Below are 19308 nucleotides of genomic sequence, written 5' to 3'. Positions count from 1 at the left end.
CTCAGCCGAGGGCGTCGAGCTGGTCCAGGAACCACTGCTGCGGGGGCAGCGCGGTGGCCGCGGCGGCCAGCCGCTTGGTGCGGTCGGCACGCTCGCCCCGCGGCATGGTCAGGCCCCGGTGCAGGGCCTCGGCGGTGGCGACGACGTCGTACGGGTTGACGGTGATCGCGTCCTCGGCGAGCTCGGCGAACGCGCCGGCCTCGCGGGAGAGGACGAGCGCGCACCCGTCGTCGGAGACCACCGGGATCTCCTTGGCGACCAGGTTCATGCCGTCCCGGATCGGGTTGACCAGGGCGACGTCGGCGAGCCGGTAGGCGGCCAGCGAGCGCGGGAAGTCGTCGTTGACGTGCAGGATCAGCGGCTGCCAGGCGGGGGTGCCGAACTCGTCGTTGATCTCGTGCGCGATGCGCTGCACGGCGGCGGTGTACTCGCGGTACTCGGGCAGGTCGTGCCGGGACGGGTAGGCGAACGCGATGTGCACCACCCGGTCCTGCCACTCGGGCCTGGTCCGCAGCAGGTGCCGGTAGGCGAGCAGGCCGCGGACGATGTTCTTGCTGAGCTCGGTGCGGTCGACCCGGACGACCGTCCGGCGGTCACCGACGGCCTCCCGGAGCGCGGCGAGCCGGGCGTCCACGTCGGGCCGGTGGGCGCGCTCGCGCAGGAAGTCGGCGTCGGCGCCCAGGCCGTGCACGCCGAGCCGGGTGGTGCGGCCGGCGTGCGTCACGGTGAGGGCGTCGCGGTCGACCTCGGCGCCGAGCAGGTCGGCGCAGCAGTCGGCGAAGGCCAGCGCCCAGCGGCGGGTGAGGAAGCCGGCCCGGTCGGCGCCCAGGATGCCGGTGAGGACGGCGGTGCCCACGTCGTCGGGCAGCATCCGGTAGTACTCGGGCGGAGCCCAGGGGGTGTGCGAGAAGTGGCCGATCCGAAGGTCCGGGCGCAGCGCCCGGAGCAGGTCCGGGGCCAGCGACAGGTGGTAGTCCTGGATCAGCACGGCGGCGCCGGGCGCGGCCTCGGCCGCCAGGGCCCGGGCGAAGGCGGTGTTGTACGCGGTGTAGGACTCCCACTCGCGGCGGAAGCGGTCGTCGAAGACGGGCGAGACCGGGGTGTCGTAGAGCAGGTGGTGGACGAACCAGAGGGTCGAGTTGGCCACGCCGTTGTAGGCGCGGGCGAAGGTGCCGGGATCGATGTCCAGCATCCGGACGGCCTGTCCGCCGACGTCGAAGCCGCCGAGGTCGAGCCGGCCGTCGGGGGACTGCCGGGCGGCCGTCCGGTCGGCCTCGCCGAGCGCGGCGCAGACCCAGACGGCACTGGGGTCGTCGATCGCGGAGAGGCCGGAGACCAGGCCGCCACCCCCTCTGCGCAGGGTCAGCGAACCGTCGTCCTCGCTGCTGAAGGACACCGGGCCGCGGTTGGAGGCCACCAGGATCGGGGCGGCGCCGGGCTGATTCGAACGTGCGGACGCGTGATCGGCCATACTGCCAAGCTTGCCGCGACACCCCGGGCGCAAACCACTCGGCGCGGTGGCCGGGCGCGCCGCGCGGTCACGGGAACAGTCGCCGGTACTCGGGGACGGTGTGCATCGGCGGGCGTTCCACGGCGCCGACGGGATGGGTGTGGGCGGTGAAGCCGCGGGTCTGCGGGTCGCGGGAGAACTGGGTGAGCAGCGGGTGCACCAGGCCGTCCCCGGCCTTCAGCCGGTGGGTGCGGTCCAGCCTCTCCAGGGCGGTGCGGTAGATGGTGGCGGCCATCCGGCCGAGCGCCTGGCCGTCCTGGTGGCGGTGGTGCCGGACACCGACGTCGACCTGCGCCAGCGCGTCCAGGCCGACCGTGTCCAGGGCGTCCACCAGCAGGCCGAGCTCGACGCCGTAGCCGGTCGGGAACGGCAGCCGCTCCAGCAGGGAACGGCGGGCCGCGTACTCGCCGCCGAGCGGCTGGACGAAGCCGGCCAGCTGCGGCCAGTGCAGGTTGAGCAGCGGGCGGGCGACGAGCTCGGTGACCCGGCCGCCGCCGGCCGGGACGACCGCGCCCTCGGTCTCCAGCGGCCGGTCGTACATGGCCTTGACCAGCTGGATCCCGGGATCGGTGAGCAGCGGGCCGATGATGCCGGTGACGAAGGCCGGGTCGAACTCGCGCAGGTCGGCGTCGATGAAGCAGACGATCGCGCCGCGGGTGGTGAGCAGGGAGCGCCAGAGCACCTCGCCCTTGCCGGGCTCGGCGGGCAGCCGCGGCAGTATCGCGTCCCGGTGCACCACCCGCGCGCCGGCCTTCGCGGCCCGTTCGGCGGTGCGGTCCACCGAGCCGGAGTCGACCACCACCAGCTCGTCCACCAGCGGCAGCCGCTCCATCAGCTCCTCGCGGATCGCCGAGACGATCTCGCCCACGGTCGGCTCCTCGTCCAGGGCGGGCAGCACCACGCTGACCGTGCCCGCCCGCCCCGCGGCGCGCTTCGCGGCGAGCAGTGCGTCGACCGGGCGCTCGCCCGCCGCCCAGGAGCGGCGGCGCAGCCAGGACGCCACCTCGGGCAGCACGTCGGGCCGGGGCTGGTCGGGCAAGGTCTGCTCCTTGTAATGGGCGACGCCGTCTCGGGTGTCGGACGCCATGAGGTGGTACCGGGGCCTTCGGATACAGTCTTGGTAATGCGATCCGACCTTCGCACGTCGGGGTGGGTCGCCGTGCACGACCACAAACGCGCTGCCGGTTCCAACACCGCGCGCCACATTGCTCATCCAGAGGGACTGAGGGAACGGCCCGTCGACGTCCCGGCAACCTTCCCGTCCGGCTGACCGACCGTCAGGTCGGGGCTCCGGCGGGACAGGTGCCAATTCCGTCCTGTGGCGCGCCCGCGTCACGGGGAAGATGAGGAGAGAGGCCTCCGCCATCATGGCTACCGCTACCCCTGTCGCCGTCGACCTCGGCCCCGCCGCCGCGCTGTCCTGTCGCGAGTGCGGCGCCCGCACCCCGCTCGGCCCGAGCTTCGCCTGTGTGGAGTGCTTCGGTCCGCTGGAGATCGCCTACGACTTCGGCTCGTACGAGGCCGAGGAGCTGCGCAAGCGGATCGAGTCCGGACCGGCCTCCATCTGGCGTTACGCCCCGCTGCTGCCCGTCCCGGCCGACGTCGCCTCCAAGCCCAACCTGAACCCCGGCTGGACCCCGCTGGTCAAGGCGGACAACCTCGGCCGCGAACTCGGCTTCACCGCCCAGCTGCACGTCAAGGACGACTCCGGCAACCCGACCCACTCCTTCAAGGACCGGGTGGTCGCCTGCGCCATCGAGGCGGCGCGCGCCTTCGACTTCACCACCCTGTCCTGCTCCTCGACCGGCAACCTGGCCGGTGCGGTGGGTGCGGCGGCGGCCCGGGCCGGTTTCAAGTCCTGCGTGTTCATCCCGCACGACCTGGAGCAGGGCAAGGTCGTGATGGCCGGTGTCTACGGCGGCGAGCTGGTCGGCATCCAGGGCAACTACGACGACGTGAACCGCTTCTGCTCCGAGCTGATCGGCGACCCGGCCGGCGAGGGCTGGGGCTTCGTCAACGTCAACCTCCGCCCGTACTACGGCGAGGGCTCCAAGACGCTGGCGTACGAGATCTGCGAGCAGCTCGGCTGGCGGCTGCCGGAGCAGATCGTCATCCCGATCGCCTCGGGCTCCCAGCTCACGAAGATCGACAAGGGTCTGCAGGAGCTGATCAAGCTGGGCCTGGTCGAGGACCGCCCGTACCGGATCTTCGGGGCCCAGGCCGAGGGCTGCTCCCCGGTCTCCGCCGCCTTCAAGGCCGGCCACGACGTGATCCGCCCGGTCAAGCCCGACACCATCGCCAAGTCGCTGGCGATCGGCAACCCGGCCGACGGCCCGTACGTGCTGGACATCGCCCGCCGCACCGGCGGCGCCGTCGAGGACGTCACCGACGCCGAGGTCGTCGAGGCGATCAAGCTGCTGGCCCGCACCGAGGGGATCTTCGCCGAGACCGCGGGCGGCGTGACCGTCGGCGTGCTCAAGAAGCTGGTCGAGACCGGGCAGTTGGACCCGACCAGGGAGACCGTCGCGATCAACACCGGCGACGGCCTGAAGACCCTGGACGCCGTCTCCGATGCCGGGCTGACCGCCACCATCCGGCCGACCCTGGAGTCCTTCCGCGCCGCCGGCCTCGCCTCCGCCTGAGCCCCCACCACCACCCCGCAGCAAGGAGTAGACGCCCATGAGCGCCACCGTCCGCATCCCCACCATCCTGCGCACCTACACCGGCGGTTCGGCCGAGGTGGCCGCCGAGGGCTCCACCCTGGCCGAGGTGATCGGCGACCTGGAGCGGAACCACCCGGGCATCGCGGCCCGGATCCTGGACGACGCCGGCCAGCTGCGGCGATTCGTCAACGTGTACGTGAATGACGACGACGTGCGATTCGACGGCGGCCTGCAGACCGCGGTCAAGGACGGCGCCGCCGTCTCCATCATCCCGGCCGTGGCCGGCGGCTGCTGACCTCGGCCGACGCCCCTCGCCGGGCACTTCCCCGGCACTTCCCGCGGGGCTGCTAGCACGCCTGAGCCGTCGCCAGGAACGGAATGCGGAAATTCCGGTCCCGGCGACGGCTCCCGGCGTTGCCGGCGGACATTTGCGCACGTGGCTGGGTATAGAGTGCGGGGCAACGGGGCATTCGAGGCCGATTCGAGCGAGCCTGTCCCCGTCCTCCGGTCGGGTACGCAGCGCCTGTCCGTGCACTGAGGCCGGTGCGGCGGAGCGCGGCCGGGAACTGTCAGGCCGCCGTCAGAATTATTTCGGCGATTTGCGCCGTTGGTCCCCGATGTCCGGCGTCAATTGCACACAAGTGCCGCTTTCATCCCGTCATATCCCCTGCGGCCCGTAGCATTTGCCCAAAAGTGGGGCCTGTTGCAGAGGGCGCATGTCCGGATACATTCAGCCGCGGTCGACGCATTCACCCGCGTTCCGGTTCCCCTTTCGGGCCCGGCGCGGTGGTCTGCGGCGTGCACGGCTGCGCCCAGGGGGGTTCCCGGGCCGGCCTTCCAGACCTCTGGACCCGCACCCTGCGGGTCCGTGAAGGGCCAGCACAGCACAAGGGGAGTTCGGAATGGCTCAGGGCACCGTCAAGTGGTTCAACGCCGAGAAGGGCTACGGCTTCATCGCGGTCGACGGTGGTGCGGACGTGTTCGTCCACTACAGCGCGATCCAGATGGACGGCTACCGCACCCTCGAAGAGGGCCAGCGGGTCGAGTTCGAGATCTCCCAGGGGCAGAAGGGTCCGCAGGCGGACATGGTCCGCGCGCTGGTTGCGTGACCTCTTCGACCTGCGGAGCCTCGGTTCGGTCAACGAGCTGGCGGCCACAGATCACCGGCAGCAGGCCCGTACGGCATCCCCGTGCGGGCCTGCCGCCATGTTCGGGGACACCCCGCGATCGGGCTTGCACTCGCCACCCGAGAGTGCTAATCATTGGCGTTAGCACTCTCGGTACGAGAGTGACAAACGGATCGGGTCGGTGAGGCCTCCCGGGAGCGGTAGGGGACAGGACCCCCGCTCGCAGGGCCGTCCGTCGCGGGCACCCTTCGGTCCGATGCAGTCGATCGCGTCCCGGAGGACCACTTCACATGGCAAAGATCATCGCGTTTGACGAGGAAGCTCGCCGCGGCCTTGAGCGCGGGATGAACCAGCTTGCCGACGCCGTCAAGGTGACGCTTGGCCCCAAGGGCCGCAACGTCGTCCTTGAGAAGAAGTGGGGCGCCCCCACGATCACCAACGACGGTGTCTCCATCGCCAAGGAGATCGAGCTCGAGGACCCCTACGAGAAGATCGGCGCGGAGCTCGTCAAGGAGGTCGCGAAGAAGACCGACGACGTCGCGGGTGACGGCACCACCACCGCCACCGTGCTCGCCCAGGCCCTGGTCAAGGAAGGCCTGCGCAACGTCGCGGCCGGCGCCAACCCGATGGCCCTGAAGCGCGGCATCGAGAAGGCCGTCGCGGCCGTCTCCGACCAGCTGCTCGCCCAGGCCAAGGACGTGGAGACCAAGGAGCAGATCGCCTCCACCGCCTCCATCTCGGCCGCCGACACCCAGATCGGCGAGCTCATCGCCGAGGCGATGGACAAGGTCGGCAAGGAAGGCGTCATCACCGTCGAGGAGAGCAACACCTTCGGTCTGGAGCTGGAGCTCACCGAGGGCATGCGCTTCGACAAGGGCTACATCTCGGCCTACTTCGCCACCGACCTGGAGCGGATGGAGGCCTCCTTCGAGGACCCCTACATCCTGATCGCCAACTCCAAGATCAGCTCGGTCAAGGACCTCCTCCCGCTGCTGGAGAAGGTCATGCAGAGCGGCAAGCCGCTCGTCATCATCGCCGAGGACGTCGAGGGCGAGGCCCTGTCGACCCTGGTCGTGAACAAGATCCGTGGCACCTTCAAGTCCGTCGCCGTCAAGGCCCCGGGCTTCGGTGACCGCCGCAAGGCCATGCTCGGCGACATCGCCATCCTCACCGGTGGCACCGTCATCTCCGAGGAGGTCGGCCTCAAGCTGGAGAACGCCGGCGTCGACCTGCTGGGCACCGCCCGCAAGGTGGTCATCACCAAGGACGAGACCACCATCGTCGACGGTGGCGGCGACAGCGACCAGGTCGCCGGCCGCGTGAACCAGATCCGCGCCGAGATCGAGAACAGCGACTCGGACTACGACCGCGAGAAGCTCCAGGAGCGCCTCGCCAAGCTGGCCGGCGGCGTCGCCGTCATCAAGGCCGGCGCGGCCACCGAGGTGGAGCTCAAGGAGCGCAAGCACCGCATCGAGGACGCCGTCCGCAACGCGAAGGCCGCCGTCGAGGAGGGCATCGTCGCCGGTGGTGGCGTCGCGCTGCTGCAGGCCGGTGTCGCCTTCGACAAGCTGGAGCTCGACGGCGACGAGGCCACCGGTGCCAACATCGTCCGCGTGGCGCTGGAGGCCCCGATCAAGCAGATCGCGACCAACGCCGGCCTCGAGGGCGGTGTCGTGGTGGAGAAGGTCCGCAACCTCCCCGCCGGTCACGGCCTGAACGCCGCCACCAACGAGTACGTCGACCTCATCGCCGCGGGCATCATCGACCCGGCCAAGGTCACCCGCTCCGCGCTGCAGAACGCCGCCTCCATCGCGGCGCTCTTCCTCACCACCGAGGCCGTCATCGCCGACAAGCCCGAGAAGGCCGGCGCGCCGGCCGGCGGCGGCATGCCGGGCGGTGACATGGACTTCTGATCCTCCTTCGAGGATCGGCGAGTTCCGATCGTCCGCGAGGGCGGTCTCCCCACGGGGAGGCCGCCCTCGCGGCGTTCTCGCCCCCGGTCACCCGATCGTGCGACGCTGGGCGCATGAAGGGTCCCGGCGCCTCGGAGCGCGGCTACGGTGAGGGCGAGCAGCGTCATGCGACAGAAGGGGGGACGGCGGTGACCGCGATGGCCGTGGAGTCGGAACGGGAGTGGACCTACCTGCTGGACACCTGGAGGGAACTGGACGTCCCGGAGGGCTGGCGCGCCGAGATCGAGGAAGGGCAGATCGTCTTGGTGCCACCGCCCGGCAAGGGCCACAACCTGATCGCTGGTGAGGTGCATGACGCCCTGGTGCGCTGCCTCCCTCCGGAGATCGGCGCCTATCAGACCCTCGGAGTCGAGATCGTGCAGTCGGAGCGGATCTACGTCCCGGACCTGGTGGTCGTGGACAAGGAGCTCCTCAAGCAGCCGGACCGCGGCGACGCGGACCCGGTCGACGCCTCCGAGATCCTGCTGGCCGTCGAGATCACCTCCGCCGGCAACGCACGGCACGACCGCACCAGGAAGCTCTGGGCCTACGCCCACGCACCCGTCCCGCACTACCTGCTGATCGACCGCTTCGACGAGCACGGCCCGACCGTCACGCTGTTCTCGGAGCCGGTCAACGGTGCCTACCGGCGGAGCCTGCGCACGCCCTTCGGCAAGCCGGTCTCCCTGCCGGAGCCGTTCGGGGCCGAGCTGGTGACCGACGGGTTCCCGGGGCCGCGCTGAGCTGCGGGACAATGGGCGGATGGCCAGTCCTGAGATCGAAGCCGCACTGCACAGCGCCCGGGCGCTGATCCTCGCCGACCTGACCGCCCGCGACGTCGCGGACGCCGCCGTGGTGTCCCTGGTCGAGGACGCCGTGACGCACCGCCGCTGGTGGCTGGAGCAGTGGCCGGACGGCACCGAGTTCGTGCTCGGGCTGGTCGCCCAGGACGTCCAGGACGCGCTGCTGGAGGCGTACGGCCGCTGGCCGCTGTGCGAGGCCTGCGCCGGGGACGGCGACCCGCACGCGCTGAGCGTGGAACCCGAGCTCGGACCGGACCCGCGCTGGGTGTGCGGCAAGGAGGGCCTTATCGTCGCGCCGGTCGGGAAGCTGACCTGACCGTGCTGGGCCGGCCTGGCCGGGTCAGCCTTCGAGGGTCCTGAGCTCGGCCGCCAGGTTGGCGCGCGCGGCGGCGTCGAAGCGTGCCCGGGCGGCCTCGGTGCGGTACAGCGCGGGCAGCTCCAGCAACTGGCGCAGGACCGTCGCCCGGCCCGCCCGGAAGGCGTCCTCGGGAACGAAGCCGTACTCCTCGCGGACGGCGGCCGCGTACGCCGCGTACTGCTCGGGCGAGCCGCCGAGCACGGCCAGGTCGGCGTCGCAGAGCACCTCGCCGTTGCGGTCCCCGGCCTCGGGGGCGTGCGTGACGGTGAGCCTCACCAGCCGGGCCACCTCCTCGACCAGCGGCTCGGCCAGCCCGGCCTCGCGCAGCGCCCGGACCGCCAGGGTCGCGCTGCGCTCCTCGTTCTCGGAGCGGTCCGGCCGGTAGACGGCGTCGTGGAACCAGGCCGCCAGCCGGACGGCGTCCGGGTCCGCGGCCTGCGCGGCGAGCGCGTCCGCGTGGTCGAGCACCGCCCGCAGGTGGTCGGTGGTGTGGTAGCGGCGCTGCGGTTCGGCCCAGCGCCCCAGCAGGTCCCGGCCGTACGGCTGCGGGTCCACGGTCGCGCCGCAGCGGCGCAGCAGGTCGTTCCAGCGGTCCAGCAGGTCGGCGGTCATGGCGCCCATTGTGGCCCGGCGCGGCGACGGTCCGTCAGGGAGGGCCGGGTTTCTCGAATCGCCTGACGGTATATACCGACGACCGGTATATATGGGCGACATGACAGAACGTTCGATCCAGGAGCCCACGCTGCTCCTGCTCACCGCCCTCGCCGACGCGCCCCGGCACGGCTACGCGCTGATCCAGGAGATCGCCGTCATCTCCGGCGGCCGCGTCCGGATGCGGGCCGGCACGCTGTACGGCGCGCTCGACCGGTTGCTCGGGCAGGGCCTGATCCGGGTCGAGAGCGACGAGGTGGTGGACGGCCGGGCCCGCCGTACCTACGCGCTCAGCGACTCCGGCCGGGCGGTGCTGGCCGCCGAGGCCGAGCGCCTGCGGGCCGTCGCGGCCGAGGCCGAGCGGCGGCTCGCGGTCGTCCGTCCCCGACTGAACGGAGCCTTCGCATGAGCGACCGCACACTCGACGCCGTGCTGCGGCTCTACCCGCGCGCCTACCGTGCCGACCGGGGCGCCGAACTCGCCGAGGTCTACGACTCGTTGGCCGCCGGGACGGGCCGCCTGGGCCGGGCCCGCGAGCTGGCCGGGCTGGCCGGCCACGGCCTGCGGCTGCGGGCCGGGCTGACCTCCGGCGGCCTGCCCGGGCAGCTGATCGCGGCGGCGGTGCCGTTCGTGGTCGGGGCCGGGCTCGGCCGGCAGGCCGGCGCGGCGTGGCGGATGGCGCCGTACGACTTCGCCTGGCACGGGCAGTTGCGCTGGTGGTGGGTCGGCCTCCCCGTCGTCTGGGCGGTGGCCCTGGTGGCCGGGCTGGCCGGGCGCTGGGTGGCGGCGCGCTGGATCGCGGTGGCCGCGACCGTTGCCGGGATCGTGCTGGAGGTCGGCTGGGCCACCCAGAGCCCGGCGTTCCAGCACCTGCCGCTGTCGGTCTACCTCGCACAGGCCGTCCGGGCCTCGCTGGGCCTCGCGGTCTGGCTGGTGCTGCTGCTCCCGGCGCCGGCGGACCTGCTCGGCGGGCGGGTGCGCCGGGCGGTGCCCACCGTCCTCGCGGGCGTCGCGGTGGCGCTGCTGCTCACGGTGGGCGGGAAGGTCGTTGACACGCACCTGCTCTGGGACCCGAGCTGGCACCCCTACCGGCTCGCGCTGGTGGCGCTGCCGCTGCTGGGCCTGGCCCGCGGCCGGGTGCTGCCGGCCGCGGCGGCGATCGGCGCGCTGCCGCTGCTGATCGACGACAACCTCTGGTACTGGATCGACCTGGAGCTCGGCGGTGCCCGCCGGGTGGCGGGCTACCTGGTGTTCGTGATCCTGGCGATGGTCTGGGCCCGGTGGCTCCGGCGCCGGCACGAGGCCCGGCTGTCGCACCGGCCGCCGACGGCGGACTGAACGGGCGGTCGGGTGACTGCCCGCGGGGGCTCGCCGAGGTGGCGGGGGGTGTGGCAAGGTAGCCGCATGTCTAGACCAATCTTCGAAGTCATCGCGCTGACCGCGCAGGATGCCCAGGCCGCCGCAGCCGGCGGCGCCGACCGCCTCGAACTGGTCACGGACATGGCCGCCGACGGCCTCACCCCGGCGGTGGCGGACTTCGCCGCGATCCGCGCCGCCGTCGACCTCCCGCTGCGCGTCATGCTGCGCATCCGGGACGGCTTCACCCCCGGCGGCCTGGACGAGCTGCTCGCCCGGGCCGCCGCCCTGCGCGCCGAGGGCGCCGAGGAGTTCGTCCTGGGCTTCCTGACCGCGGACGGCCGGCTCGACCTGCCCGCGACCCGCGCCGTCGCCGAGGCGGTGGCCGGCTGCCGCTGGACCTTCCACCGCGCCATCGACCACAGCGCCGACCGCGCGGCGCTGCGCGCCGACCTCGCCGACCTCCCCGGCCTGGACACCTACCTCACCTCCGGCGCCGCCGCGGGCGTCTCGCACGGGCAGCACGTCCTGGAGGGCGAGTTGGCCAAGGCGGGCGAGCCCGGCTACCGGCAGCGGATCCTGGTCGGGGGCGGCCTGCGGGCCGAGCACGTCCCCGGGCTGCGGGCGGCCGGCTTCGACGCGTTCCACATCGGCGGAGCCGTCCGCACCGACGACTGGCACACCCCGGTCGACGCGGCGAAGGTCGCCGAGTGGCGGGCCCTGATCGACGCCTGAGGGCGTCCGGGAGGCGGGGGTCGCGGTCGGCGGACCGCGGCCCCCTTCTTCCCACCCGCTCCGTCACGCCCGCGTCCTCATGACCGCAGCTGCTCGGGCAGCGGCTCGCTGTGCAGCACGGTCAGCCCGGACACCGCCCGGGTCAGTGCCACGTACAGCCGGCGCAGTCCGGTCCGCTCGTCCGGCTCCCCGGCGACCACCGCGGCCGGCTCGTCCAGCACCACGTAGTCGTACTCCAGGCCCTTGGCGAGCGAGGCCGGGACGAGGGTCAGCCGGGCGTCGGCCGTGGTCTCGGTGCCCGGGTCGAGGAACGGCAGGCCGGCCGCGGTCAGCGCCTCGGCCAGCAGGGGGATCCGGGCGTCCGCCGCGATCAGGCCGGTCGACCCCTCCAGGGCGAGCGTCCCGCGGCAGGCCGCCACCACCGACTCCAGCAGACCGTCCGGAACGTGACGGACCGCCAGGGAGTCGGGCAGTTCGCGGACCGAGGACGCCGGCGCCAGGCCCGGGGCGATCGAGGGCAGCAGCCGGGAGGCGTAGACGATCACCTCCTCCGGGACCCGGAAGCCCTGGGTCAGCTCCTCGACGTGGGCCCCCGCCTTGCCCAGGTGGTGCAGCGCCTCCGGCCAACTCCCCGTCGCCCAGGGCGTGGTGCCCTGGGCCAGGTCGCCCAGGACGGTGGCCGAGCCGGTCGAGCAGCGCCGGCCGACCGCGCGGTACTGCATCGGCGAGAGGTCCTGCGCCTCGTCCAGCACCACGTGGCCCAGCGAGGGCGTGCGCTGGACCAGGTCGAAGGCCTCGTCCACGAGGACCGCGTCCGCGGCCGACCAGCGGGCGGACTTCACCGAGCGCGGCGGCCGCGCCCAGCGGATCAGCTCCTGCTCCTCGGGGCTCAGGATCCCCTCGGCGCACTCGGCGAGGAAGGCCGCGTCGGCGAGCAGCCGGTGCACCAGCCGGACCGGGTCGACCGCCGGCCAGCAGGCCCGGACCACGGCCTTCACGGCGGGGGTGCGGGCCACCGCGTCCTGCACCCGGTCGTCCGGGGCCTCGCCGCCCTGCTCCATCTTCACCAGGACGGCGTGTGCGATCCGCTGCGGCAGCGCCTCGGCGGCCGCGCCGTAGCGGATCCCGCGGCGCTGCAACTCCTCGATGATCTCGACGAGTTCGTAGGCCGGGACGCGCCAGCGCCGGGAGCCGCGGACCACCACGCAGGGCTCGGCCGGCAGGCTGATCCCGGCCCGTACGGCCCGCTGGAGCACCTCGGCCATCCGGGCGTCGCCCTTGACCGTCGCCGCGGCCGCCGAGTCCTCGCCGCGCACCTCGACCCGGCCGACCAGGTCCTGGACGGTGGCCTGGGCGACGTCCACCTCGCCGAGCGCGGGCAGCACCTGCTCGATGTAGTGCAGGAACGAGCGGTTCGGGCCGATCACCAGGGTGCCGGTGCGGGCGAGCCGCTCGCGGTGCGCGTACAGCAGGTAGGCGACCCGGTGCAGGCCCACGGCGGTCTTCCCGGTGCCGGGCGCGCCCTGGACGCAGACCGTGCCGGAGACGTCGGTCCGGACGATCTCGTCCTGCTCGGGCTGGATGGTCGCCACGATGTCCCGCATCGGGCCGACGCGGGGCTTCTCGATCTCGGCGGCGAGCAGGGCCGAGCGGGTCTCGGTCTCGGTCGGGTCGGTCAGGTGCTCGTCCTCGTAGGCGGTCAGCTCGCCGCCGGTGTAGCCGAACCGGCGCCGCCGCTCGACGTCCAGCGGCTCCTTGCGGCTGGCCCGGTAGAACGGCTGGGAGACCGGCGCGCGCCAGTCGATCACCATCGGGTCGCCGTCCGCGTCGTGCACGTGCCGGCGGCCGATGTAGAACCGCTCCCCGCCGGCGGCCTCCTCCCCGCCGGCGGCCTCCTCCTCGTCGGCCGTCGGCGAGGAGGGGGCCGCGCCGACCGGGTGGAGGTAGTCGAGGCGGCCGAAGAACAGCGGGGTGTGCGCCAGGTCGGCCAGCGCGGCGATCCGCAGCTCGATCTGGTTGCGCAGGACGGCGGCGGACACCCAGGTGCCCGTGACGTCCCGCAGGTCGAGCGATTCGACGTCCTCGCGCATCGCGCGCAGCGCCGCCCGGGAGGCGGCCAGGTGGTCCCGCTCACGGCGCAGCGGATCGTCGGTGGGGGTGGGAGATGGCACAGCGAACCTTCCCGGCTGCCTGGTGCCCGTCGCACGGAACGGCGGGGCGGGCAGGGCAGTGCAGCGGACTTGTCGGAGCTCACGGTGGAGGGGGTACCGCCGGTTGCCGACCGGTCGGGACCTCCCACGGCTGCCGACGACGGGCACCACGGTTCGGGAGGGGGCAGACCGGAGAGCATAGACCCGCTCACCGGGCGGCGCGAATCAATTCACCGTGCGCCGGCCTCCCCCGCGCGGCGCACGAGCCCGGCCCGCGCGCCGTACGACCCGGACCCGCGCCCCCGAGAGCCCCAGGGCTCCGCGTACGCCGGAAGGACGACCTCGGCCCCCCTGACTACGGTCTTCGGACTGATGCCGTTCGTATGGCCGAAAACCTACTGTTGAAGGCATGAGCACCGTACACATCACGGCGCCCCGGGCCGCGGCTTCCGCCCGCCGGGCGCGCACGTCCGAGAACTCCGTCCCCGGTCCCCGGGTCGCCGCCGGCGCGACCTCGGCCACCGGGCCCCGCCGTCACCGGCCGATGACCACGGCCGTCCGCAACGTCGGCATCCTGCTGGACACCGCCGCCCGGGTGGTCTTCCTCGGCCGGGACGGCGTCCGCTTCTGACCCGGCGGCCGGCCCGTCGGTCACCCGGGTCGGGCCGGTCGGTCACACGTCGTCGGCGTCGATGATCCGGTAGGCGTAGCCCTGCTCGGCCAGGAACCGCTGCCGGTGGGCGGCGAAGTCCTGGTCGACGGTGTCCCGGGCGACCACCGAGTAGAAGTGCGCCGAGTGCCCGTCCGCCTTGGGGCGCAGCACCCGGCCGAGGCGCTGGGCCTCCTCCTGGCGCGAGCCGAAGGTGCCGGAGACCTGGATGGCCACCGTCGCCTCCGGCAGGTCGATCGAGAAGTTGGCGACCTTGGAGACGACCAGCACGCTGATCTCCTTGGTCCGGAAGGCCTCGAACAGCTTCTCCCGCTGGGCGTTGCTGGTCTCGCCCTTGATCACGGGGGCGTCCAGCACCTCGCCCAGTTCGTCCAGCTGGTCGATGTACTGCCCGATGACCAGGGTCTGGTCGCCCGCGTGTTTGCGGACCAGCGACTCCACCACGCGGCGCTTGGTCGCGGTGGTGGAACAGAAGCGGTACTTGTCCTCCGGCTCGGCGGTCGCGTAGGTGAGCCGCTCGGAGTCGGAGAGGGTCACCCGCACCTCGCAGCAGTCGGCCGGGGCGATGTAGCCCTGCGCCTCGATCTCCTTCCACGGGGCGTCGAAGCGCTTCGGGCCGATCAGCGAGAACACGTCGCCCTCGCGGCCGTCCTCGCGCACCAGGGTCGCCGTCAGGCCGAGCCGGCGGCGGGCCTGGAGGTCGGCGGTGAACTTGAAGACCGGCGCGGGCAGCAGGTGCACCTCGTCGTAGACCACCAGGCCCCAGTTCCGGGCGTCGAACAGCTCCAGGTGCGCGTACACGCCCTTCCGCTTGGTCGTCATCACCTGGTAGGTGGCGATGGTGACCGGGCGGATCTCCTTGCGGGTTCCGCTGTACTCGCCGATCTCGTCCTCGGTCAGCGAGGTCCGCTTCACCAGCTCGTGCTTCCACTGCCGGGCCGAGACGGTGTTGGTGACCAGGATCAGCGTGGTCGACTTGGCCTCGGCCATCGCCGCGGCGCCGACCAGCGTCTTGCCGGCGCCGCAGGGCAGCACCACCACGCCGCTGCCGCCGTGCCAGAAGCCCTCCACGGCCTGCTGCTGGTACGGGCGCAGGTGCCAGCCGTCCTGGTCCAGCTCGATCGGGTGGGCCTCGCCGTCCACGTACCCGGCGTGGTCCTCGGCGGGCCACCCGAGCTTGAGCAGGATCTGCTTGATCTGCCCGCGCTCGGAGGGGTGCACCACCACCGTGTCCGGGTCGACCCGGGCGCCGACCAGCGGGACGATCTTCTTCGAGCGCAGCACCTCCTCCAGCACCGGGCGGTCGGTGGTGGACAGCACCAGCCCGTGCACCGGGTGCTTCTGCAGCTGCAGCCGCCCGTAGCGCGCCATGGTGTCGGCGACGTCCACCAGCAGCGCGTGCGGCACGGGGTAGCGGGAGTACGTCACCAGGGCGTCCACCACCTGCTCGGCGTCGTGGCCGGCGGCGCGGGCGTTCCACAGACCGAGCGGGGTGACCCGGTAGGTGTGGATGTGCTCGGGCGCCCGCTCCAGCTCGGCGAACGGGGCGATGGCGCGGCGGCAGTCGGCGGCCTTGGGGTGGTCGATCTCCAGCAGCAGCGTCTTGTCGCTCTGGACGATGAGCGGTCCGTCGTTCACGCGGGGAGCCCTCCGGTGGTGGTGTCGCAGACCTTCCATTGTCCCGCACTCGGGTGGAGCCGGGTGACCGGACGGCCACGGGCTCGTTGAGCAGCCCATGAACAAGCGCAACCGCTTCCTGGCCGGCCTCGCCCTCTCCGGCGCCGCCGTCGCCACCGCCGTCGGTGCGACCCCGGCACAGGCCGCTCCCACCCCCGGCCTCGACCAGGTCGCGGACATCGGGCAGCCCGGCGGGCTGTTCGGCACCGCGGCCTTCACCGTCACCGGTCTGCTGACCGGGGTCGAGCCCAAGATGCCGGACCCGCAGGCGATCGTCGACGAGGCGAAGAAGCAGAAGCAGGAGCAGGACGCCCAACAGGCCCAGCAGCACTGAGCACCGCCGGGCCGGGTCTCAGCCGGTGAGCCAGACGTAGGCCGCGAAGCGGCCGGTGGTCTGCTCGCGGCGGTGCGAGAACAGGTCCGGGTCCTCCATGGTGCACCGGTCGTCGTGCCGGATCCCGGTCACCCCGGCGCGGGTGAGCTGGGCGGTGATCCCCGCCCGGACGTCCAGCGCCGGGGTCTCCCGGCGGGTGGTGGACCACAGTTCCGGCAGGTCGGCGCAGGCCTCCTCGCGCATCGCCGCCGGCACCTCGTAGCAGCGTCCGCAGGCCAGCGGACCGATCAGGGCCACCAGGTCGGCCGGGTCGCTGCCGCGCTCGGTCATGGCCGCGACCAGGGCGGGCACCACGCCCGACACGGTGCCGACCCGCCCCGAGTGGGCCGCGCCCACCCTCCGCCCGACCGGGTCGGCCAGCAGGACGGGCGCGCAGTCGGCGGCCAGCGCCGCCAGGGCCAGTCCGGGCCGGTCGGTGAACACCCCGTCGAGCGGCGGCGCGTCCGCCCCGAACGGCTCGGTGACGTAGCGCACGTCGGCGCTGTGCACCTGGCGCATGAACACCACGCGGGCCGGGTCCAGGCCGAACTCACGGGCGGTCAGCTCGCGGTTGCGCCGGACGGCGGCCGGGTCGTCCCGGGTCGTGCCGCCCAGGTTGCGGCTGTCGAAGGGTGCGGCGCTCACTCCGCCGCGACGGTCGGCGACCGCGTACCGGATGCCGGGTGCGAGTTCCATCGGGGTCCCCCAGTGGGTAGGTGGTGCGGCTGGTCCGGCGGTCAGTCCTCGTCGACCTCGGCGACGCCGGTGATCCGGTGCAGGGCGAAGGTACGGACCTCGTCGGACAGGTGGTCGTACGCGGTGACGAAGCCGCCCTCCACCTTCACCGGGTCGACCACCCGCTGCGAGGACAGCCCCTCCGCGTTGATGTACCCGATCCACATCCGTTCACCGAGCAGGACGGCCGTCTGCAGTGCGGCCAGGGTGTCGGCGGCGGCGCTGCGCGGCAGGTGGCGCAGGTCGGTGCGGGCGGGACCGGTCTGCTGCAGGGTGGCGGCCGGGCCGGCCACCGTCTCCCGGCGCACCGCGGTGGCGGCCCGGTCGCCGGCCCGGATCGCCTTGAGCGCGGCGGCGAGCAGCACCTCGTCCGGCTGCGGCGGGCCGTCCGGCACGGGGACGGGGGGCGTGCGGGGCAGGGTGCGGTGGCTGTCCGGGCGGGTGATCAGCACGTCGCCCTCGGCGGACTCGGCGACCGGTGCGTACCCCATCTGCCGGACCACCGACAGCAGGGTCTCCGGACCGGCCTGGGCCGCCAGCACCGTCGGCGCCAGCAGCCGCAGCCTCAGTTCGGCGGCCCGGCGGTCGGCCAGCACCTCGGCGAGCAGGGCCGGGTCGTCGCAGCGCAGGTACGAGGAGGCCGCGCCGACCCGCAGCACGCCGTGCCGGCGGGCCACGTCGTCGATCAGGTAGCTGAGCGGCTGCGGCACCGGGGTGCGGGAGTGCTGGGTGAGGAAGGTGCGCAGGTCGGCGGCGGTCCGGCCGGCGTCCAGCGCGCGGCGCACCGAGTCGGGGGTGAAGCGGTAGACGGTGGCACCGCCCTTGGACTCGACGTCCGCGCACAGGGCGAGTGCCTGGGCGAGCGGGGTCAGCAGCGGACCGGGGGCGATGGCCGTCAGATCGGGCTGCAGGATCACGTGGTCCAGCGGCCGCGGCAGCAGCGGGTCCAGCAGCGGGCCGGGGTCGGCGCCGGCCAGCAGGGCGCGGGCGGGCGAGGCCAGCGCGCCGCGGCCGGTGACGCCGAGCAGTTCGGCCTCCTCCAGCGTCCACTCGGTGAGGTGGTCGCGCAGGTCGCGGCCGTCCGGGCCGGTCGGCCCGCCACGCAGCGGCCGCTGCCAGCGGAGCACGGGCAGCAGGGCCCCGGCGCCCACCACCGAGCCGGTCGGCAGCTCGCCGAGCAGCTCCAGCACGGCGCGGCGGACCAGCGGGGCGAGGGTGCGGTCCAGCTCGGGGCCGAGGGCGGCCCGGGTCCTGCCCTTGCCGTCGGGGCTGCCGGTCAGCGCGGCGACCCGGGTGGCGGTGAGCCAGCTGCGGGAGAGCTGCGCCCAGCGGTCGGCGGTGGGCTGCTGCAGCCAGAGGTCGTAGCCGGGAGTGGGCGCCCAGCGTTCGTCGGCCTCGCCGTCCGGGGCCAGCAGGCCCGCGGTGTAGGCGAGTTCCAGCCAGAATGCGGCGACCGGCTCGGGGCACTCCAGGATCAGCGCGGCCCGCTTGAGGTCGCGGACGCCGAGCCCGCCGGCCCGCAGGGTGGCGGGCGGTTGCAGGCCCCAGGCGTCCAGCAGCTCCTCGACGGTGCGGACGGCGGTGTACGCCTGGCCGGCCGCGGCGCCGTCCACCGCCTGGGGATCGCGGGTGTCGGCGGCGGTGAGGGCGGGCGGTGCGGCCTCCACCGCACGGTGGCTGCGGCCGCCCCGCAGGTGGAGCGCCAGTTCGCGGGGCAGCACCACGGAGCCCGCGCTGGACGGCAGCAGCAGGCCGCGGGCGAGCAGCCACTCCACCGGGCTGCGGACCTCGTCCACGGTGACCGGCCGCGCCGCGTCCGGGACGGTGCCGGTGGGCGGGCCCCAGACCAGGCGCTCCAACAGCGCCAGGGCCGGTTCGGGTGCCTCCGCGAGCAGCGCGGCGCAGCGCTTGCGATCGGCGAGCAGGCCGGCCAGGGCGGCGACGGCGGTGACCGGGTCGGCGGTCGGCGGCAGCCCGGCGCCGGCCAGCAGCTGCTGGAGGCGGGCGGGGGACATGCCGACGGTGGCTTCGGCCACCGTCGGACCGAGACCGGTCCGGCCGGGGTTGGCGGCGCTGGGGGTGAGCGCCTCGCGGACCGCGATCACCAGCCGCAGGGCGGAGTCCGGGCCCCAGAGCAGTGCCTGCTCGCGCAGCTCGGCGAGGGCCGCGGGCAGGGCGGCGGCGACGGCCTCCCGGTCGACCGGATCGGCCGACGGGTGCGGCTTCACCCGGGCCGGGCCGGTCAGCAGGGTGCGCACGGCCGTGTCCGGGCCGCCGTCGGGCAGCGCGGCGAGCGCCTCCGCGACCTGAAGGGTGAACCGGTCGAGGCGCTCCAGGGCGCGCAGCGCGGAGGCCCGGCTGGAGAGCCGGGCGGCCAGCTGGGTCAGGTCCCCGGGGACCGGGTTGAGCAGATCGGGCCGCGCCCGCAGCAGGCCGGTGAGCGCCTGGTCGCTCCGGGCGCGGAGCTCCTCGGCGAGCGTGCGGGGGGCGGCGGCCCGGCCGGGGCGCGACCCGCTCTGCGTGGTGGTCATCCGACCCAGGTTAGTCG

At 73.7% G+C, this 19308-nt stretch carries 18 protein-coding genes and 1 riboswitch; of the genes, 11 read left to right on the top strand and 7 right to left on the bottom strand.

Annotated elements, in window-relative coordinates:
- Window position 1 precedes the first annotated feature (1 nt).
- Both ACIOFR_RS08995 and ACIOFR_RS08990 read right to left on the bottom strand, forming a co-directional pair.
- Window positions 2-1471: a trehalose-6-phosphate synthase gene (locus ACIOFR_RS08995; protein ID WP_400993807.1), complete on the bottom strand. Its 1470-nt coding sequence runs from the start codon at window positions 1469-1471 to the stop codon at window positions 2-4.
- Window positions 1472-1538: 67 nt separating this feature from the next.
- Complete coding sequence (locus ACIOFR_RS08990) at window positions 1539-2525, bottom strand: glucosyl-3-phosphoglycerate synthase (protein ID WP_400994016.1); 987 nt, start codon at window positions 2523-2525, stop codon at window positions 1539-1541.
- 191 nt (window positions 2526-2716) lie between these two features.
- Window positions 2717-2860, top strand: a riboswitch (SAM riboswitch).
- Between the two features lie 17 nt (window positions 2861-2877).
- Here ACIOFR_RS08990 and thrC point away from each other — a divergent pair.
- From thrC to ACIOFR_RS08960, 6 genes are all read left to right on the top strand, one after another.
- Window positions 2878-4152, top strand: coding sequence for a threonine synthase (gene thrC, locus ACIOFR_RS08985; protein WP_400993805.1), 1275 nt, complete (start codon window positions 2878-2880; stop codon window positions 4150-4152).
- Window positions 4153-4189: 37 nt separating this feature from the next.
- Complete coding sequence (locus tag ACIOFR_RS08980) at window positions 4190-4468, top strand: MoaD/ThiS family protein (RefSeq protein WP_400993803.1); 279 nt, start codon at window positions 4190-4192, stop codon at window positions 4466-4468.
- Between the two features lie 607 nt (window positions 4469-5075).
- Entirely contained in the window at window positions 5076-5282 is a 207-nt protein-coding gene (locus tag ACIOFR_RS08975; protein WP_033819590.1) for a cold-shock protein, read from the top strand.
- Window positions 5283-5590: 308 nt separating this feature from the next.
- Window positions 5591-7213 carry a chaperonin GroEL gene (gene groL, locus ACIOFR_RS08970; RefSeq protein WP_400993800.1) on the top strand — a complete coding sequence of 541 codons (1623 nt, stop codon included), beginning with the start codon at window positions 5591-5593 and terminating at the stop codon, window positions 7211-7213.
- A gap of 197 nt (window positions 7214-7410) precedes the next feature.
- Complete coding sequence (locus ACIOFR_RS08965; RefSeq protein ID WP_400994013.1) at window positions 7411-7995, top strand: Uma2 family endonuclease; 585 nt, start codon at window positions 7411-7413, stop codon at window positions 7993-7995.
- A gap of 19 nt (window positions 7996-8014) precedes the next feature.
- The gene (locus ACIOFR_RS08960) at window positions 8015-8371 is read left to right on the top strand and encodes a hypothetical protein (protein ID WP_400993797.1); all 357 of its coding nucleotides are present in this window, start codon (window positions 8015-8017) and stop codon (window positions 8369-8371) included.
- 24 nt (window positions 8372-8395) lie between these two features.
- Here ACIOFR_RS08960 and ACIOFR_RS08955 read toward each other — a convergent pair whose 3' ends face one another.
- Complete coding sequence (locus ACIOFR_RS08955; protein WP_400993794.1) at window positions 8396-9034, bottom strand: HD domain-containing protein; 639 nt, start codon at window positions 9032-9034, stop codon at window positions 8396-8398.
- A 91-nt stretch (window positions 9035-9125) separates the two neighbouring features.
- Between ACIOFR_RS08955 and ACIOFR_RS08950 the strand changes: the two genes are divergently transcribed.
- From ACIOFR_RS08950 to ACIOFR_RS08940, 3 genes are all read left to right on the top strand, one after another.
- Window positions 9126-9473: a PadR family transcriptional regulator gene (locus tag ACIOFR_RS08950; protein WP_400993792.1), complete on the top strand. Its 348-nt coding sequence runs from the start codon at window positions 9126-9128 to the stop codon at window positions 9471-9473.
- Window positions 9470-10402, top strand: coding sequence for a hypothetical protein (locus ACIOFR_RS08945; RefSeq protein ID WP_400993790.1), 933 nt, complete (start codon window positions 9470-9472; stop codon window positions 10400-10402). Before ACIOFR_RS08950 ends, ACIOFR_RS08945 begins: the two co-directional genes overlap by 4 nt.
- 66 nt (window positions 10403-10468) lie before the next feature.
- Window positions 10469-11155 (top strand): copper homeostasis protein CutC, encoded by a 687-nt coding sequence (locus tag ACIOFR_RS08940; protein WP_400993788.1) that lies wholly within the window; start codon window positions 10469-10471, stop codon window positions 11153-11155.
- Window positions 11156-11232: 77 nt separating this feature from the next.
- Here ACIOFR_RS08940 and ACIOFR_RS08935 read toward each other — a convergent pair whose 3' ends face one another.
- Entirely contained in the window at window positions 11233-13326 is a 2094-nt protein-coding gene (locus ACIOFR_RS08935; protein WP_400993786.1) for a HelD family protein, read from the bottom strand.
- Window positions 13327-13714: 388 nt separating this feature from the next.
- Between ACIOFR_RS08935 and ACIOFR_RS08930 the strand changes: the two genes are divergently transcribed.
- The gene (locus tag ACIOFR_RS08930) at window positions 13715-13936 is read left to right on the top strand and encodes a hypothetical protein (protein ID WP_400993784.1); all 222 of its coding nucleotides are present in this window, start codon (window positions 13715-13717) and stop codon (window positions 13934-13936) included.
- 42 nt (window positions 13937-13978) lie between these two features.
- Here the strand turns inward: ACIOFR_RS08930 and ACIOFR_RS08925 are convergent, their stop codons facing one another.
- Window positions 13979-15613 (bottom strand): DNA repair helicase XPB, encoded by a 1635-nt coding sequence (locus ACIOFR_RS08925; RefSeq protein WP_400993782.1) that lies wholly within the window; start codon window positions 15611-15613, stop codon window positions 13979-13981.
- Between the two features lie 97 nt (window positions 15614-15710).
- On the opposite strand from ACIOFR_RS08925, the gene ACIOFR_RS08920 reads away from it, so the two are divergent.
- Window positions 15711-15986 carry a hypothetical protein gene (locus tag ACIOFR_RS08920; RefSeq protein WP_400993780.1) on the top strand — a complete coding sequence of 92 codons (276 nt, stop codon included), beginning with the start codon at window positions 15711-15713 and terminating at the stop codon, window positions 15984-15986.
- 18 nt (window positions 15987-16004) lie between these two features.
- Here the strand turns inward: ACIOFR_RS08920 and pgeF are convergent, their stop codons facing one another.
- Complete coding sequence (gene pgeF, locus ACIOFR_RS08915) at window positions 16005-16721, bottom strand: peptidoglycan editing factor PgeF (protein ID WP_400993778.1); 717 nt, start codon at window positions 16719-16721, stop codon at window positions 16005-16007.
- A 41-nt stretch (window positions 16722-16762) separates the two neighbouring features.
- Window positions 16763-19291, bottom strand: a complete 2529-nt coding sequence (locus ACIOFR_RS08910) for a helicase-associated domain-containing protein (RefSeq protein WP_400993775.1) — start codon at window positions 19289-19291, stop codon at window positions 16763-16765.
- Between the last annotated feature and the right edge of the window lie 17 nt (window positions 19292-19308).

This window comes from Kitasatospora sp. NPDC088346 (assembly GCF_044740765.1).
Taxonomy (GTDB): Bacteria; Actinomycetota; Actinomycetes; order Streptomycetales; family Streptomycetaceae; genus Kitasatospora.
This window is presented reverse-complemented; position numbering and strand designations above follow the sequence as displayed.